Source organism: Caballeronia catudaia (assembly GCF_001544755.2).
Lineage (GTDB): Bacteria > Pseudomonadota > Gammaproteobacteria > Burkholderiales > Burkholderiaceae > Caballeronia > Caballeronia catudaia.
On record NZ_FCOF02000011.1, the window covers coordinates 104,686 to 118,459 of the forward strand.

Genomic DNA, 13,774 nt, shown 5'->3' on the forward strand with positions numbered 1-13,774 from the left:
CGCCGATTCCCAAGGCGATTCGCAAGCATTCAAGAAGGACTCGAACGAGCGGTTCATATCCGCCCTCGCCCGGCGTTCTTTTCCGCGACATTTCGCATGACGGCGGAGGTTGAAATGCGAGCGAAATCGTGTCTGCTGAGTTCGTTGGCGCTGATGGCGCTGCCGTTCGTCGCGCTGGCGGAGAGTGTCAGCGTGTCGAGCAACAACTCCACGCTGAAAGTCACGCGCGACGATCCGATCTACAACCTCTCGACACCCAGCGATCCCGTGCAGTTGTTGAGAACGCTCGAATGGACCGTCGATGGGCGGCGCATTCTGGTCTATCCGTCGGGGCCGTCCACGTTTCTCGATATCGGCCACATGCATTCCGATGCGCACGTCAGTGCGAATCAGATCCACGCGCAGGGTCCGATGCTTGGCTACGCGACGAGCGCGAGTTCCGGCACGGTGGTCGGCGGAGTCGTCTACGGGGTCGAAGGCGACGCCTCCGGCACGCTCGTGTCCCGGCTCACCGAGAAAGTCGATATTTTGAACAAAGGCACCACGGCCGTATCGCTTTCATTGGCCGGGCTCGGTTTCAAGCCGACCCAGCCGAGCCTCGAAGTGCCGGATTACAGCGGGCTCGATGTCATCGGCACGACGGTCGCGGTCATCGTCAATGGACCGATCACGGAGACGCCGCCGCCCTTCGGTCAGGTTTCCGTGCTTCCTGTCGTGTCCTTTGCGGGCTTCAATCCGCTGTTCAATCAGAACGTGTCTCTTCCTCCCGGTTCCACCTTGTCGATGATCACCGAGCTCAAGGTCTCGCCGACCGCGAGCAAGATCCAGCAATTCCTTCGCGAACGTGCGCCCGAACGCTTCCAGGATTCGCCGTTTCTGAACAGCCCGTTTATCCGATTGCCTTGACCGCTCACGTTCATCTAATTGAAGCCGCATACAGTGGATTGGCGGACATCGCAGCGTCATCGACTTGCTGATCTCTTCGAGCGGCCAGTCCCACCATTTCATCGCGAGCGATGAAGATCGACACGCCTTCGCTTTTCTTCTTCACGTCGGCGAGCGGCGTCGTGCAGCATGGCGACGCGCGCCCGCTCGCAGGCGACGAGCGGGTTCAGCGCGCGTATCTCGGGATGTAGGGCGGTTTTCGCGGTAATGTTCACCGCCCCCGTCACGGCGTAGCTTACGAACGCGCGCGGCCGAGCCAGTCGGCAAGCGCAATCTTGCCGCGGCGCGCTTCGCCCGTCGGCACGAGCGACTCTTCAGCGACGGTGCCGCCGAAGTACGTCGCTTTCGGATCGGCGACGATCTCGCGCGCATCGCCCTGCGCCTTCAGATACTGGCCGACGATCTGATACAGCGGCGCGCGCTCCGGCCCCGCGATATCGACGATGCCGTTCAACGGCGCAGCGAGCGCGGCATCCGCGACGATGGCCGCGACGTCATCGGCCGCGATCGGCTGGAACTGTCCCGTCGACAGATGCACCTTGCCATCCTGCATGCCTGCATCGGCAATGCCGCCGATAAACTCCATGAACTGCGTTGCGCGCACGATCGAATACGGCACGCGCGATGCCTCGATCAGTTCTTCCTGCGCGACTTTCGCGCGGAAGTAGCCGTTGTCCGGCATGCGGTCCGTGCCGACGATCGACAGCGCGACATGATGCGCGACGCCCGCCGCGGCTTCGGCTTTCACCAGATTCGCGGTCGATGAACGGAAGAACGCGAGCACGTCGTCCGGCGCCCATGAAGGCGCGTTCGCCACGTCGACGACGACCTGCGCGCCGCGAAGCGCTTCTGCCAGTCCCTCGCCCGTCACCGCATTCACGCCGTTGCGCGGCGAGGCGGCGACAGCCTCGTGACCCTTCTCACGCAGAATCGCGACGACTTTAGCGCCGATCAACCCCGAACCGCCAATCACGACAACCTTCATGATGCACCTCGCTGGATAAGCGAAAGTGAAGTCATTGTGGGACAATCATGGCTTAGCAGAAAGGGACAAGATTCGTCGATCGCACTAGTCCATGAGCCGCGCCATGTCCAAAGTCCAGAACCCGCTGACCATCGAAATCGACCGGCACGAGGCGTCGCCCATTTATCTGCAGATAGGCGAGCGCTTCAAGGCGGCGATCGCGGCGGGCCATCTCAAGCCGGGCGATCGCGTGCCCGCATTGCGCGGACTCGCGACGCAACTGAATACCGCGCGCGGCACCGTCGAAATGGCTTACAACATGCTCGTCGACGAGGGTTATCTGCAGATGCGCGGCGCGGCGGGCACGTTCGTGTCGTCGTCGCTGCCGGGCGCGGTCACGACGCCCGCCGCGCGCAAGACCCGCGAGCGCGCGAATGCGCCGCGCCTGAAGCGTCCCGAGCCCGCCGCCGATATCGGCAACGACGTGAAGCCCTTGCGCCCCGGCCTGCCCGCGCTCGATGCCTTTCCGCGCAAAGTATGGAGCCGGCTCGTTTCGGCGCGCGCGAAGAGCGGCGATCTCGCGACGCTCACGTATCCCGAGCCATCCGGATATCGCCCGTTGCGGGAACGCATCGCGACGTATCTCGGCTTGTCGCGCGGCGTCGAATGCGTGCCGGAGCAGGTCTTCGTGACGAATGGCTATCGCGCGTCGCTCGAACTCATTCTGCGCAGTCTCGCAAAGCCGGAGGACCGCGCGTGGTTCGAAGAGCCGGGCTATCTGCTTGCGCGTGCCTTTCTCGCCGATGCGAACATGCGGCTCGTGCCGGTGCCCGTCGATCACGAAGGGCTCGACGTCGATGCCGGCATCGCGCACTGTCACGACGCGCGCTTCGCGTTCGTCACGCCTTCGCATCAGAGTCCGCTCGGCGTCACGCTGTCGCTCGCGCGGCGCATGAAGCTGCTCGACTGGGCGAGCCGCGCGGGAAGCTGGATCGTCGAGGACGATTACGACAGCGAGTTCCGCTACGTCGGCCGGCCGCTTCCGGCGCTGAAGAGCCTCGATCGCGACGATCGCGTGATCTATTGCGGCACCTTCAGCAAAGTGCTGTTTCCGGGCTTGCGGCTGTCGTACGTCGTCGCGCCCGAGCGGGCTGCCGCGCGCTTCGGGCAACTTACGAAGAACATGAACGCGGGGTCGCCGCATCTCTATCAGGCGGCGGTGGCGGACTTCATCGCGCAAGGGCATTTCGCGCGGCACCTGAAGCGCATGCGCGCGCTGTATGCCGAGCGGCGCATGCTGCTCGCGAATGCGATCCGCAAGGCGTTCGGCGACAGAGTGAGCATCGACTTGCCGACCGGCGGCATGCACCTCGTCGCGATTTTTCATGCGGGCCGCGACGGCCCCATCGACGACATGGCGATGGCCGCGCGCGCGCGCGAAGCGGGGCTCGCGGTGATCGCGCTATCGGCGTGGTATCTGAATGCGCGCGCGAAACATGCGTTGCGCGGGATCGTCGCCGGCTTCGCGAACGTCGCCGATGCCGACGAAGCCGCGGGTCTTTCGCGCACGCTTCGGCGCGCATACGACGCTCAGAGCATGACGGCGTCGTCCGATGCGAAGAGCGCGTGACGCGCGATGTCGTCGCGCGCGGCCTGCAACGCTTCGGTCACGGCTTCATCGCCGCGAACGAGCCCTTGCAGCAAGAGAAAATGCACGCTCTTCAAGCCGATGGAGCCGAGCGCGTAACGCAGATACGGCGTGAGGAAATCGGGCTGACGCGCATGCTCGCCGCTATGAAAGCCGCCCGAGCCGACGATTACGAACGTGGGCCGGTCGCGCATCAATCCGACCTTGCCTTCGGGCGTCGCCGCGAACGTGCGATGAATCCGCAGCACGTAGTCGATCCATAGCTTGAGCGCGGCGGGCACCGTGAAGTTATGCATCGGCGTGTTGATGATGAGCGCATCGGTCGTTTCGATTTCGCGGATCAATTCCTCGGACACGTCGAAGCGGCTCATATCCGGCTCGCGCGATGTGACCGCTCGCGCATAGTCCTGCGCGATGGGCGGCAGCGGCATCGCGGCGAGATCGCGTTCGACCGTCCGCACGTTCGCGCTCTTGCGCAGCATGGCGAGCATGTCCAGCGCGAGCCGATAGCCGTGACTCGCATCGCTGTGCGGGCTCGCGTTGACGAAGAGCACGTTCATCGCGCGTTCTCCTTGCCGTGCGAAACGAGCGGCTCGACGAAATGCATGCCTTTCGCGAGCAGGCCGTTGCGATAGTAGAAACGCTGCGCGAGCGCCATGTGCAGGCCGGTATCGAGCACGAAATGCGCGCAGCGCGAATGACGCGCGATCTCGCGAACCTTGTCGAGCAGACATGCGCCGATGCCGCTGCGTTGCAGCCGCGACGTGACGACGAGATCGTCTACGTAGACGAAGCGTCCGTACAGCGTATTCGTTTGCGTGCGATATCCGGCGAGGCCGAGAAACGTGCCTTCGTCGTCGCATGCGGCGAGCAGGCGATAACTTTCTTCGCGCTGACGGCGCATTTGCGCGCAGAAGGCGTTCGCGTCGGTGAGATGCGGCCGCAACTCCTTCATGACGTCGAAGGCGAGCGTCCAGTCGTCGGCGGCGTCGAGATGCCGAAAGGTGATCGAGGTGTCCATGCGTGTTCTCCACGTTGCATGACCCCTACGATAGCGGCGCGATGACACAGCCTGAAGGGCCAAGAAACGATCATCGGACTGGGACAAGTTGCGAACGAAGATGCGATATCCTGCGGGATCGTTACGTTACAGGCTCGCAGCATCATGGCTTTGTCTCCGTTGCCGCCGCTGGCCTGTCTGCAGGCTTTCGAAGCCAGCGCCCGCCTTCTGAGTTTCACGCGAGCGGGGCAGGAACTGCATTTGTCGACCAGTGCGGTCAGCCGTCAGATTGCCCAGCTCGAAACGTTTCTGGGCCGCAGGCTGTTCGTGCGCGAGCACAACGCGCTGAGGCTGACGCCGGCCGGCGAGACGTACACGGTCGACGTGCGCCGCATGCTGGAACTTTGCACGAGCGCCACATCGAGCCTCATGGCGCGCGTCGTCAAATCCCGTCTGACGGTGTCGTGCACCGAGGGAATCTCGGCGCTCTGGCTGACGCCGAGAATCGGCTCGTTCATCGACGCGAACCCGGACGTCGATCTTCGCATCATCGTGCGGGACCACTTCGGCGTGGTGTCGCCGGCGGAATACGACATCGGCATTTTTCTGCTTCGCAAACCCGACATGCCGGGCACGCGCACGATAAAGCTCTTCGACGAGCAAGTGTTCCCGGTCTGTTCGCCGGATTATCTGCAAGGCCGCAAGGTGACGCCGACCGAACTGCTTTCATGCACGCTGCTCGTGCTCGAAGACGCGGAACGAAGCTGGATGTCGTGGCATAGCTGGTTCGAACGCGCCGGGCTGGAGCGGCCGACGTTGAACCAGACGATCATCGTGAACAGCTATCCCGTCATCGTGCAACTCGCCGCGTACGGCAAGGGAATCGCGCTCGGCTGGAACGGCGTGATCGACTTGCTCCTCGCGCAAGGGGTGCTCGTCAGGGCGTCGGACCATGACGCGACGCTGGGCAGCGCCTATTTCCTCACCTGGCCCTCCGAACGCGCGGAAAGCTCCGCTGTACGCCGCTTTCGCGACTGGGTGCTGGCTCAGACGAATATCGCCTGACGCGTCGACCGTCTCTCCGATGGCGGTTGCGATTTATGCAACCGCGTTTGCGAAATTAACGTTATGTCGCCGCCACGCCAAAAATTACATTGAGGGCGTGACGAATCGCGAACGTTCACTTCGTCAAACATGAATCTGGGAGGTCTGGATGGCAACAGGTGCATCGAACGGGCTGTTTGCGCACGAACAGCCCGCGCGCATGGTGACGCGTCGCAAGGCGATTCTCGCGACGGTCATCGGCAGCGGTCTGGAGTGGTTCGATTTCTCGGGCTACGCATTCTTCGCGGCGATCATCGGCAAGCTGTTTTTTCCCGCGGGCAACGAAACCACGTCGCTGCTATTGGCGCTCGCGACGTTCGGCGTCGGGTTCGTCATGCGTCCGCTCGGGGGCATCGCCTTCGGCATCTACGCGGACAAGGTCGGGCGCAAGCGCGCATTGTCGCTCGCGATGCTGGTGATGGCGCTCGGCTCGGCGCTCATCGCCTTCGCGCCGACCTATCAAAGCATCGGCATCGCGGCGCCGTGCCTCATCGTCATTGCGCGGATGCTGCAAGGTCTTTCCGCTGGCGGCGAGATGGGCGGCGCGACCGCGTTTCTGACGGAGCATGCGCCGCAGAACCGTCGTGCTTTCTATTCGAGCTGGATTCAGACGAGCGTGGGCTTCGCCGTGGTCATCGGCAGCATCACGGGTGCGGTCATCACGTCGAGCATGTCGGCCGAATCGCTGATCTCGTGGGGCTGGCGCATTCCTTTCGTGATCGGCATGCTCGTCGCGCCGGTGGGCTACTACATCCGGCTGAAGATCGACGAAACGCCCGAGTTCACGTCGGAGAAGCGCCACGCCAGCACGCCGCTGCGCGATGTCATTCGCGACTATCCGCGTGGCGTTCTGTCCAGCCTGTTGATGGTCGTGCTCTGGACGGTCTGTACGTACGTGATCCTGTTCTATATCCCGACGTACGTCGTGAAGTATCTCCACATGTCTCAGCGTGAGGGCTTCATGTCCGGCATCGTCAGCGGTGCGGTGCTCATGACGATGGCGCCCGTGTTCGGTGCGCTGTCCGACCGCGTGGGCAAGCGACGCGTGATCTCCGTCGCGGCGCTCGTCATTCTGGTCGCCAGCTATCCGCTGTTCTCGCATCTCATCAAGTCGCCGACCTTCGGGACATTGCTGACGTTTCAGGTCATCTTCGGCGTGCTCATTGCGGCCTACACCGGACCGATTCTCGCGCTCTTCACGGAGATGTTCCCGAGCCGCGTGCGGACCACGGGACTCTCGCTGGCGTACAACGGCGCCGTGACTATCTTCGGCGGCTTCGCCTCTTTCATCATCACGTGGCTGGCGCAAGTCACGGGCGATGCCGAGTCCGCGTCGTACTACATCATCTTCGCAGCGATCGTGAGCCTGATCGGCACGCGGTTGATGAAGTCACACCAGTCTTGAGGAAAAATTCATGAGCAAGCTCGTACTCGCAGGCGTTGCGGTCTTCGATCCGGTAACAGCGAAGCGTCATACCGCCGTCAATGTGTGCATCGAAGACGGCAGGATCGCAGCAATAGGCGATGTTCCGCCTTCGTTCAGCGATGCCCGCAGGCTGAATCTGCCGGGGCGCACCGTGTTGCCCGGTTTCATCGATCTGCACGTGCATGTCGTCGCGGGAAGCACCAATCTGGGCGCAAGCGCCGCGATGCCCAACTTCCTCGCCGCGCTCAAGACGCTGCCCGTGCTTCGAGGCATGTTGAATCGCGGCTTCACGACAGTGCGCGATGCGGGCGGCGCGGACTTCGGCATGTGCGAGGCCGTCAATAACGGTGTTCTCTGGGGCCCGCGCATTTTGTCATCGGGCAAGGCGCTCTCTCAGACGGGCGGTCACGGAGATTTCCGCCAGCGCAACGACACACTGGACGATGCGTGCGGCTGCCTCGGGCGGCAAGGGTCCATCGCCCGCGTGGTGGATGGCGTCGAAGCGATGCGTCTCGCGGTGCGCGAGGAATTGCTGAAGGGCGCGTCGCAGATCAAGGTGATGGCATCGGGAGGCGTCGCGTCGCCGAACGATCCCATCACGAACACGCAGTACTCGGAAGAAGAGCTTCGCGCGGCCGTTCAGGAAGCGGAGGCGGCCGGCACCTATGTGATGGCGCATGCCTACACCGCGCGCGCGATCCGGCGTGCCGTCGAGTGCGGCGTGAAATGCATCGAGCACGGCAATCTGATCGACGAGGATACGGCGCGCCTGCTCGTCGAGCGCGGCGTCGCCGTGGTTCCCACGTTATCGACGCTCGACCGGCTTTCCGAGCGCGGCCCCGCACTCGGCTTCCCCGCCGAATCGCTCGCGAAGATCGACGGCGCGCGTTCGAGCGGCCGGCAAGCGCTCGCGCTCATGGCGCGCGCGGGCGTGAAGCTGGGCTTCGGCTCGGACATGCTCGGCGAATTGCACGCCTGTCAGTCCGATGAATTCGCGGTTCGCGCGGAAATCCTCGGCAATGTCGAGGCGATCCGCTCGGCGACCTGCATCGCCGCGGAGATCACGCGGGAAACCGGCGTGCGCGGCACGATGGCGGTCGGCGCAGTGGCGGACCTCGTCGTCGTCGATGGCGACCCGGTCGAAGACATTGCGCTGCTGCTGGGTCAGGGTGAGCACATTCCGGTCGTCATCAAGAACGGCGTCGTGATGAAGGAAGAAGGGCGGCTGCTCGAACCGATTGCCGATTGACTTTGCAGCACCGGGTCGATTACGGTCATTGACATCCATCGGGCAACCACGAGATCCGCATGAAGATTACGCGCACCATTTCGACCGTCGAAGTGCATACCGGAGGCGAGGCGTTCCGCATCGTGACGAGCGGGCTGCCCCGTTTGGCCGGCGACACGATCGTGAAGCGTCGCGCCTGGCTCAAGGAGAACGCCGACGACATTCGCCGTGCGCTGATGTTCGAGCCGCGCGGCCACGCCGATATGTACGGCGGTTATCTCACCGAGCCGGTCAGTCCGTCCGCCGACTTCGGCATCATCTTCCTGCACAACGAGGGCTACAGCGATCACTGCGGACATGGCGTGATCGCGCTGTCCACCGCCGCGGTCGAACTGGGCTGGGTTCAGCGGCAGATTCCCGAGACGCGCATCGGCATCGACGCGCCGTGTGGCTTCATCGAAGCGTTCGTGCAATGGGACGGCGAGCACGCCGGCAATGTCCGCTTCGTCAACGTGCCGTCGTTCATCTGGAAGCGCGACGTCACGGTTGAAACGCCGTCCTTCGGAACCGTGAAGGGCGACATTGCGTTCGGTGGCGCGTTTTACTTTTACGTCGACGGCGCGCCATTCGGTCTCGAAGTGCGCGAGTCATCGGTCGAAGCGCTCATCAAGTTCGGCGCGGAGGTCAAGGAAGCGGCGAACAAGGCGTACCCGGTCGAGCATCCCGGCATTCCGGAAATCAACCACATCTACGGAACCATCATTGCCAACGCACCGCGGCATCCAGGGTCCACACAAGCGAACTGCTGTGTGTTCGCCGACCGCGAAGTGGACCGCTCGCCGACCGGCTCGGGCACCGGCGGGCGCGTCGCGCAACTCTATTTACGCGGTGAGCTGCGCAAAGGCGAGACGCTCGTGAATGAATCCATCATCGGAACGGTTTTCAAGGGACGCGTGCTCAGTGAGACGACCGTCGGCGACTTCGCGGCAGTCATTCCGGAGGTCGAAGGCAACGCCTATGTGTGCGGCTTCGCCAACTGGATCGTGGACGAGCGCGATCCGCTGACTTATGGTTTCCTGGTCAGATAAGCGGATCGACGTTCGTTTTCCCGGAGTAAATCACAGCGCAATGCCGCTCAATCCCGATTCCCCGCTTGCCCGCCTGATGACTGCGCCCGTGCGGCCGGGCCGTGTCGTATGGGTCGGCTTGCGCGTGTCGCGCCGCGCGCCGCTTCAGGTGGTCGACTCCGCGCTTGCGTTGGCGGGCTTCGGACTCGACGGCGATCACTACAGCCGCAAGGACGGCAACAGGCAGGTCACGTTGATCGAAGCGGAAAGCCTGCGCGCGATCGCGAGCCATCTCGGGCTCGACGACGTCTCGCCCGGCGATCTGCGGCGCAATATCGTCACATCGGGCATCAATCTGAACGCGCTGAAAGGCCGGCGCTTTCATATCGGCGATGCAGTGCTCGAAGCGAGCGGCGAATGTCATCCCTGCTCGCGCATGGAAGAGACCTTCGGCGTGGGCGGCTATAACGCGGTGCGCGGTTTCGGCGGCATCACGGCGCGCGTCATCGAAGGCGGCACGATCGCGCTCGCGACCGCAATCGTGCCGTGCTGATCCTATTTGCCCTGAGCAATCTGCGGCGCGCCTTCCCACGCGGGCAGCGTCGCGCCGTGATAAACGGTCAGGATCGTCGAAGCGACGTTCGCCTGCTGATAACTGTCGACGAGCGCTTTGACCCACGGCGCCTGCGAATCCTTCGCATTGACAGCGATGAAGTTGCGATACGGATTGCCCGGCACCTTTTCCTGCGCGATGCGCTCGTGCGGAATCTTGATGCCCGCCTTGATCGCCCAGTCGGTGTTGACGACGGCGGCATCGAGATCGCCGATCGCGCGCCCGACGATGCCCGCATCGAGTTCCTTGATCTGCACGTGCTTCGGGTTGCTCGCGATATCGCGAGCGGTCGGCAGCAGGCCGACATCGTCGCGCAGCTTGATCACGCCGTTCGCCTGCAACAGAAGCAGCGCGCGGCCTTCGTTGCTCGGATCGTTCGGCACGCCGATCGCCGCGTTCTGCGGCAGGTCCGCCACGGATTTGACCTTGCGCGAATAGAGGCCGATCGGCTGCACATACGTGAAGCCGACAGGCACGATGTCGTAATGGCGCGCCTGGATCTGTGCATCCAGATAAGGCTTGTGCTGGAACGAATTGGCGTCGAGATCGTGTTGCGCGAGCGCTTCGTTGGGCTGCGTGTAGTCGGAGAAAGTCGTGACCTTGACGGTGATGCCGTGCTTCGCCGCATTCGCCGCGACCGCGCGCCAGACATCTTCGTCTTCGCCCGACATGATGCCGACCCGAATCGTCTTGTCGGCCGCCTCGACGGGCTGCACGCTTGCCACGCCCCATGCGAGCAGTAGCGAAAGAAACGCGGATTTGATTGGCGTAGAGAGCTTCATGAATGCGGACGTCGTCAGTGGAAAGAGCCCTGATGCTAGAGGTCCGCATGCGGCGCGACAAATAATATCGAGCGCTATCGATATGAGCGTTGCGCCGAAGACCGCCGAACTATCCGCTAAGATACGGCACCCCGAATCAACACTCATAACGTGGAGCTTCTCGTGATTCAGCCGAGCAACGTATTCAAGGACAACCTGGCGCAGATGCCCGCCATCGACGGCATCGAACGCATCGATCTGGTCGACGGCAAAGGCGAAGTCGTCGCGAGCATCGAGAACAAGCCGGGCAAGCAGGGCTCGCTCGCGGTCTATCACTATCTGAAGCAGGTATTCGGCACGCTCGACGCCAAAGCTGCGGAGCACGGTCTCGCCGTGTTCGCGGAACATACCGCCGATGCGCGCAATCGACCGGGCGCGCATCCGAATGTGGATCGGCTGCTTGCGATCGCCGATGGCGGCGAGGCCTTGCACATCGACGTGATTCAGGCAAGCTGAAAGCGAAAAAGGCAACCTGTCGAGGTTGCCTTTTTCACATCATCGAAAGAACCGTGGTGCTCAGACCTGCCGCAATTCCACGCGCCTGATGTCCTTCACGATCACGAGATAACTGAACACCGTGATCAGCGCATTGATGCCGACGAACGCGAGCGCGCCGTTGAACGAGCCCGACTGCGCGACCAGATAGCCGATCACGATCGGCGTCACGATACCCGCCACGTTGCCGAACATGTTGAAGATCGAGCCGGAAAGCCCGATGGCTTCCTTCGGCGACGTATCCGCGACCACGGCCCAGCCCAATGCGCCGATGCCCTTGCCGAAGAACGCGAGCGACATCAGCGCGACCACGAGCCAGTCCGTATCGACGTAATTGCAGCCGATGATGCACGACGACAGCAGCATCCCGCCGACGATCGGCACCTTGCGCGCGAACGTCAGCGACTTGCCGCGGCGGATGAGGCCATCGGAGATCACGCCGCCGAGCACGCCGCCGGTGAAGCCGCAGATCGCGGGCAGCGACGCCACGAATCCCGCCTGCAGAATCGTCATGTGACGCGCCTGCACGAGATAGATCGGGAACCACGTCAGGAAGAAGTACGTGAGCACGTTGATGCAGTATTGCGCGAGATACACGCCGAGCAGCATGCGGTTGGTCAGCAGTTGCTTCACGATCGGCCAGCCCACGCGATTGCCCGACGCACGCGCCGCGCCGCTTGCGCGCTGATGCCCCTGCACGAGCCCGCCGCCTTCCTCGATATAGTCGAGCTCCGACTTGTTCACGCGCGGATGGTCCGCCGGATTTTTCATCACGGAAAGCCACGTGAGCGCGAGCACGAGACCCGCGGCGCCCATCACGATATACACCTGATGCCAGCCGAACGCATGCGTGAGCCATGCCATCAGCGGCGTAAAGATCACGGCCGCGAAATACTGCGCCGAATTGAAGATGGCGGATGCCGTGCCGCGTTCCTGCGTCGGGAACCAGCTCGCGACAACTTTCGCATTGGCCGGAAACGCGGGCGCTTCGGCGGCGCCCATCATGAAACGCAGCACGAAAAGCGCCGTCACCGCGGTGGCAGCGCTGCCGAGCAGGCCGATCGAGCTTTGCAGCAGCGTGAAGAGCGACCACAGAAAGATGCTCGCCGCATACACGCGCCGTGCGCCGAAGCGGTCGAGCAGCCAGCCTGCGGGCACTTGCGACAGCACATACGCCCAGCTGAACGCCGAGAAGATGTAACCCATGCGGATCGCGTCGAAACCGAATTCGGCGCGCATCGCCGAGCCGGTCACGGACAAGGTCGCGCGGTCCGCGTAATTGAACGTCGTGATCACGAAGATCAGCAACAGTATGAGATAGCGCACTTTGCTGCGCTTCATGACGTCCGCGGGATTCGCGGCGCGGCTCATCGACATGGCCTTCCTCCTGAATCTGATGCACGAAGGGCCGCCTGCGTTGCCTATGGCGGCCCTTATGCGCGAAGCACGCTTTGCGTGTCTCCTGCGATTTCGCTTACTGCGCGCCGAGCTTCTTGATGAGCGCGTCGAGCTGTTCCATCTCTTCGCCGGTCAGATCGGTCAGCGGCGCGCGCACCGGGCCCGCGCTGTGGCCGACGAGCGTCGTGCCCGCCTTGACGATCGACACCGCGTAACCCGCCTTGCGATTGCGGATCTTCAGGTACGGCAGGAAGAATTCGTCGATCAGACGGCCGGTCGTCGCGTGGTCGTCAGCGGCGATCGCGCGATAGAACTCCATCGCCGTCTTCGGGATGAAGTTGAACACCGCCGACGAGTACACCGGCACGCCCAGCGCCTTGTAGGCGGCGGCGTAGACTTCAGCCGTCGGCAGGCCGCCGAGGTACGAGAAGCGGTCGCCCAGGCGGCGGCGGATCGTCACCATGTTCTCGATCTCGCCGACGCCGTCCTTGAAGCCGATCAGGTTCGGGCAGCTTTCCGCGAGCTGTTCCAGCATGTCGGCGTTGAGCTTCGAGTTCGCGCGGTTGTAGATGATGACGCCCATGTTCGGCACGGCCTTGCACACTTCTTCCGCATGATTGCGGATGCCGTCCTGGGATGCTTCCGTCAGGTAGTGCGGCATCAGCAGAACGCCTTGCGCGCCGTGCTTCTCGGCTTCCTGCGCGAACGCTATAGCCGTGCGCGTCGGGCCGCCCGCGCCCGCGAGGATCGGCACCTTGCCGCGGCACACTTCGGTCGCCGTCTTCACGATCTGCGAATATTCGGGTTGCGTCAGCGAGAAGAACTCTCCCGTGCCGCCCGCGACGAACAGCGCCGAAGCACCGTACGGAGCCAGCCATTCGAGGCGCTCTGCATACGTGTCCGCGCGGAAGTTGCCTTGTTGGTCGAAGTCCGTCACAGGGAAGGAGAGCAGGCCTTCGGAAACGATTTGCTTCAGTTCTTGCGGTGTCGTCATGGGGATGAGGTCTCGATGTTCGGCGACCGGCGACTGCCGATCTCATAAGTCATCGTACAACACAGACTGTC

At 63.2% G+C, this 13,774-nt stretch carries 14 protein-coding genes; 8 read left to right on the top strand and 6 right to left on the bottom strand.

Annotated features, from left to right (window positions below):
- Window positions 1–114: 114 nt before the first annotated feature.
- The gene (locus tag AWB75_RS14745; RefSeq protein WP_061124898.1) at window positions 115–906 is read left to right on the top strand and encodes a hypothetical protein; all 792 of its coding nucleotides are present in this window, start codon (window positions 115–117) and stop codon (window positions 904–906) included.
- Window positions 907–1,180: 274 nt separating this feature from the next.
- Here AWB75_RS14745 and AWB75_RS14750 read toward each other — a convergent pair whose 3' ends face one another.
- A complete protein-coding gene (locus tag AWB75_RS14750; protein ID WP_061124818.1) occupies window positions 1,181–1,930 on the bottom strand; it encodes an SDR family oxidoreductase in 750 nt (249 codons plus the stop codon).
- A gap of 103 nt (window positions 1,931–2,033) precedes the next feature.
- Here AWB75_RS14750 and pdxR point away from each other — a divergent pair, with 103 nt between their 5' ends.
- Entirely contained in the window at window positions 2,034–3,539 is a 1,506-nt protein-coding gene (gene pdxR / locus AWB75_RS14755) for a MocR-like pyridoxine biosynthesis transcription factor PdxR (protein ID WP_061124819.1), read from the top strand.
- Here pdxR and AWB75_RS14760 read toward each other — a convergent pair.
- Entirely contained in the window at window positions 3,500–4,117 is a 618-nt protein-coding gene (locus AWB75_RS14760) for an FMN-dependent NADH-azoreductase (RefSeq protein ID WP_061124820.1), read from the bottom strand. The two genes, pdxR and AWB75_RS14760, sit on opposite strands and share 40 nt — an antisense overlap.
- The gene (locus AWB75_RS14765) at window positions 4,114–4,578 is read right to left on the bottom strand and encodes a GNAT family N-acetyltransferase (RefSeq protein WP_061124821.1); all 465 of its coding nucleotides are present in this window, start codon (window positions 4,576–4,578) and stop codon (window positions 4,114–4,116) included. Before AWB75_RS14765 ends, AWB75_RS14760 begins: the two co-directional genes overlap by 4 nt.
- Window positions 4,579–4,722: 144 nt before the next feature.
- Here AWB75_RS14765 and AWB75_RS14770 point away from each other — a divergent pair, with 144 nt between their 5' ends.
- The 5 genes from AWB75_RS14770 to AWB75_RS14790 all read left to right on the top strand — a co-directional run bounded on the left by AWB75_RS14770 (window position 4,723) and on the right by AWB75_RS14790 (window position 9,935).
- Complete coding sequence (locus AWB75_RS14770) at window positions 4,723–5,622, top strand: LysR substrate-binding domain-containing protein (protein WP_061124822.1); 900 nt, start codon at window positions 4,723–4,725, stop codon at window positions 5,620–5,622.
- Between the two features lie 148 nt (window positions 5,623–5,770).
- Entirely contained in the window at window positions 5,771–7,066 is a 1,296-nt protein-coding gene (locus AWB75_RS14775; RefSeq protein WP_235012107.1) for an MFS transporter, read from the top strand.
- 10 nt (window positions 7,067–7,076) lie between these two features.
- Complete coding sequence (locus AWB75_RS14780) at window positions 7,077–8,336, top strand: metal-dependent hydrolase family protein (RefSeq protein ID WP_061124823.1); 1,260 nt, start codon at window positions 7,077–7,079, stop codon at window positions 8,334–8,336.
- 59 nt (window positions 8,337–8,395) lie between these two features.
- Entirely contained in the window at window positions 8,396–9,403 is a 1,008-nt protein-coding gene (gene lhpH, locus AWB75_RS14785) for a trans-3-hydroxy-L-proline dehydratase (protein WP_061124824.1), read from the top strand.
- 40 nt (window positions 9,404–9,443) lie between these two features.
- Window positions 9,444–9,935, top strand: coding sequence for an MOSC domain-containing protein (locus AWB75_RS14790; RefSeq protein ID WP_061124825.1), 492 nt, complete (start codon window positions 9,444–9,446; stop codon window positions 9,933–9,935).
- Window positions 9,936–9,937: 2 nt separating this feature from the next.
- Here AWB75_RS14790 and AWB75_RS14795 read toward each other — a convergent pair whose 3' ends face one another.
- Window positions 9,938–10,777 (bottom strand): MetQ/NlpA family lipoprotein, encoded by an 840-nt coding sequence (locus AWB75_RS14795; protein ID WP_061124826.1) that lies wholly within the window; start codon window positions 10,775–10,777, stop codon window positions 9,938–9,940.
- Between the two features lie 162 nt (window positions 10,778–10,939).
- On the opposite strand from AWB75_RS14795, the gene AWB75_RS14800 reads away from it, so the two are divergent.
- Window positions 10,940–11,272, top strand: coding sequence for a DUF2322 family protein (locus AWB75_RS14800; RefSeq protein ID WP_061124900.1), 333 nt, complete (start codon window positions 10,940–10,942; stop codon window positions 11,270–11,272).
- Between the two features lie 60 nt (window positions 11,273–11,332).
- Here AWB75_RS14800 and AWB75_RS14805 read toward each other — a convergent pair whose 3' ends face one another.
- Both AWB75_RS14805 and kdgD read right to left on the bottom strand, forming a co-directional pair.
- Entirely contained in the window at window positions 11,333–12,688 is a 1,356-nt protein-coding gene (locus tag AWB75_RS14805; RefSeq protein WP_061124827.1) for an MFS transporter, read from the bottom strand.
- Window positions 12,689–12,785: 97 nt separating this feature from the next.
- Window positions 12,786–13,703: a 5-dehydro-4-deoxyglucarate dehydratase gene (gene kdgD, locus AWB75_RS14810; protein WP_061124828.1), complete on the bottom strand. Its 918-nt coding sequence runs from the start codon at window positions 13,701–13,703 to the stop codon at window positions 12,786–12,788.
- Window positions 13,704–13,774: the final 71 nt, after the last annotated feature.

Bases quoted from the DNA above. Each gene is read 5' to 3' on its own strand.
- AWB75_RS14760 (WP_061124820.1), bottom strand. From the start codon at position 4,117: ATGAACGTGCTCTTCGTCAACGCGAGCCCGCACAGCGATGCGAGTCAC.
- lhpH (WP_061124824.1), top strand. From the start codon at position 8,396: ATGAAGATTACGCGCACCATTTCGACCGTCGAAGTGCATACCGGAGGC.
- AWB75_RS14775 (WP_235012107.1), top strand. From the start codon at position 5,771: ATGGCAACAGGTGCATCGAACGGGCTGTTTGCGCACGAACAGCCCGCG.
- AWB75_RS14795 (WP_061124826.1), bottom strand. From the start codon at position 10,777: ATGAAGCTCTCTACGCCAATCAAATCCGCGTTTCTTTCGCTACTGCTC.
- AWB75_RS14780 (WP_061124823.1), top strand. From the start codon at position 7,077: ATGAGCAAGCTCGTACTCGCAGGCGTTGCGGTCTTCGATCCGGTAACA.
- AWB75_RS14750 (WP_061124818.1), bottom strand. From the start codon at position 1,930: ATGAAGGTTGTCGTGATTGGCGGTTCGGGGTTGATCGGCGCTAAAGTC.
- kdgD (WP_061124828.1), bottom strand. From the start codon at position 13,703: ATGACGACACCGCAAGAACTGAAGCAAATCGTTTCCGAAGGCCTGCTC.
- AWB75_RS14790 (WP_061124825.1), top strand. From the start codon at position 9,444: ATGCCGCTCAATCCCGATTCCCCGCTTGCCCGCCTGATGACTGCGCCC.
- AWB75_RS14765 (WP_061124821.1), bottom strand. From the start codon at position 4,578: ATGGACACCTCGATCACCTTTCGGCATCTCGACGCCGCCGACGACTGG.
- AWB75_RS14770 (WP_061124822.1), top strand. From the start codon at position 4,723: ATGGCTTTGTCTCCGTTGCCGCCGCTGGCCTGTCTGCAGGCTTTCGAA.
- pdxR (WP_061124819.1), top strand. From the start codon at position 2,034: ATGTCCAAAGTCCAGAACCCGCTGACCATCGAAATCGACCGGCACGAG.
- AWB75_RS14805 (WP_061124827.1), bottom strand. From the start codon at position 12,688: ATGTCGATGAGCCGCGCCGCGAATCCCGCGGACGTCATGAAGCGCAGC.
- AWB75_RS14745 (WP_061124898.1), top strand. From the start codon at position 115: ATGCGAGCGAAATCGTGTCTGCTGAGTTCGTTGGCGCTGATGGCGCTG.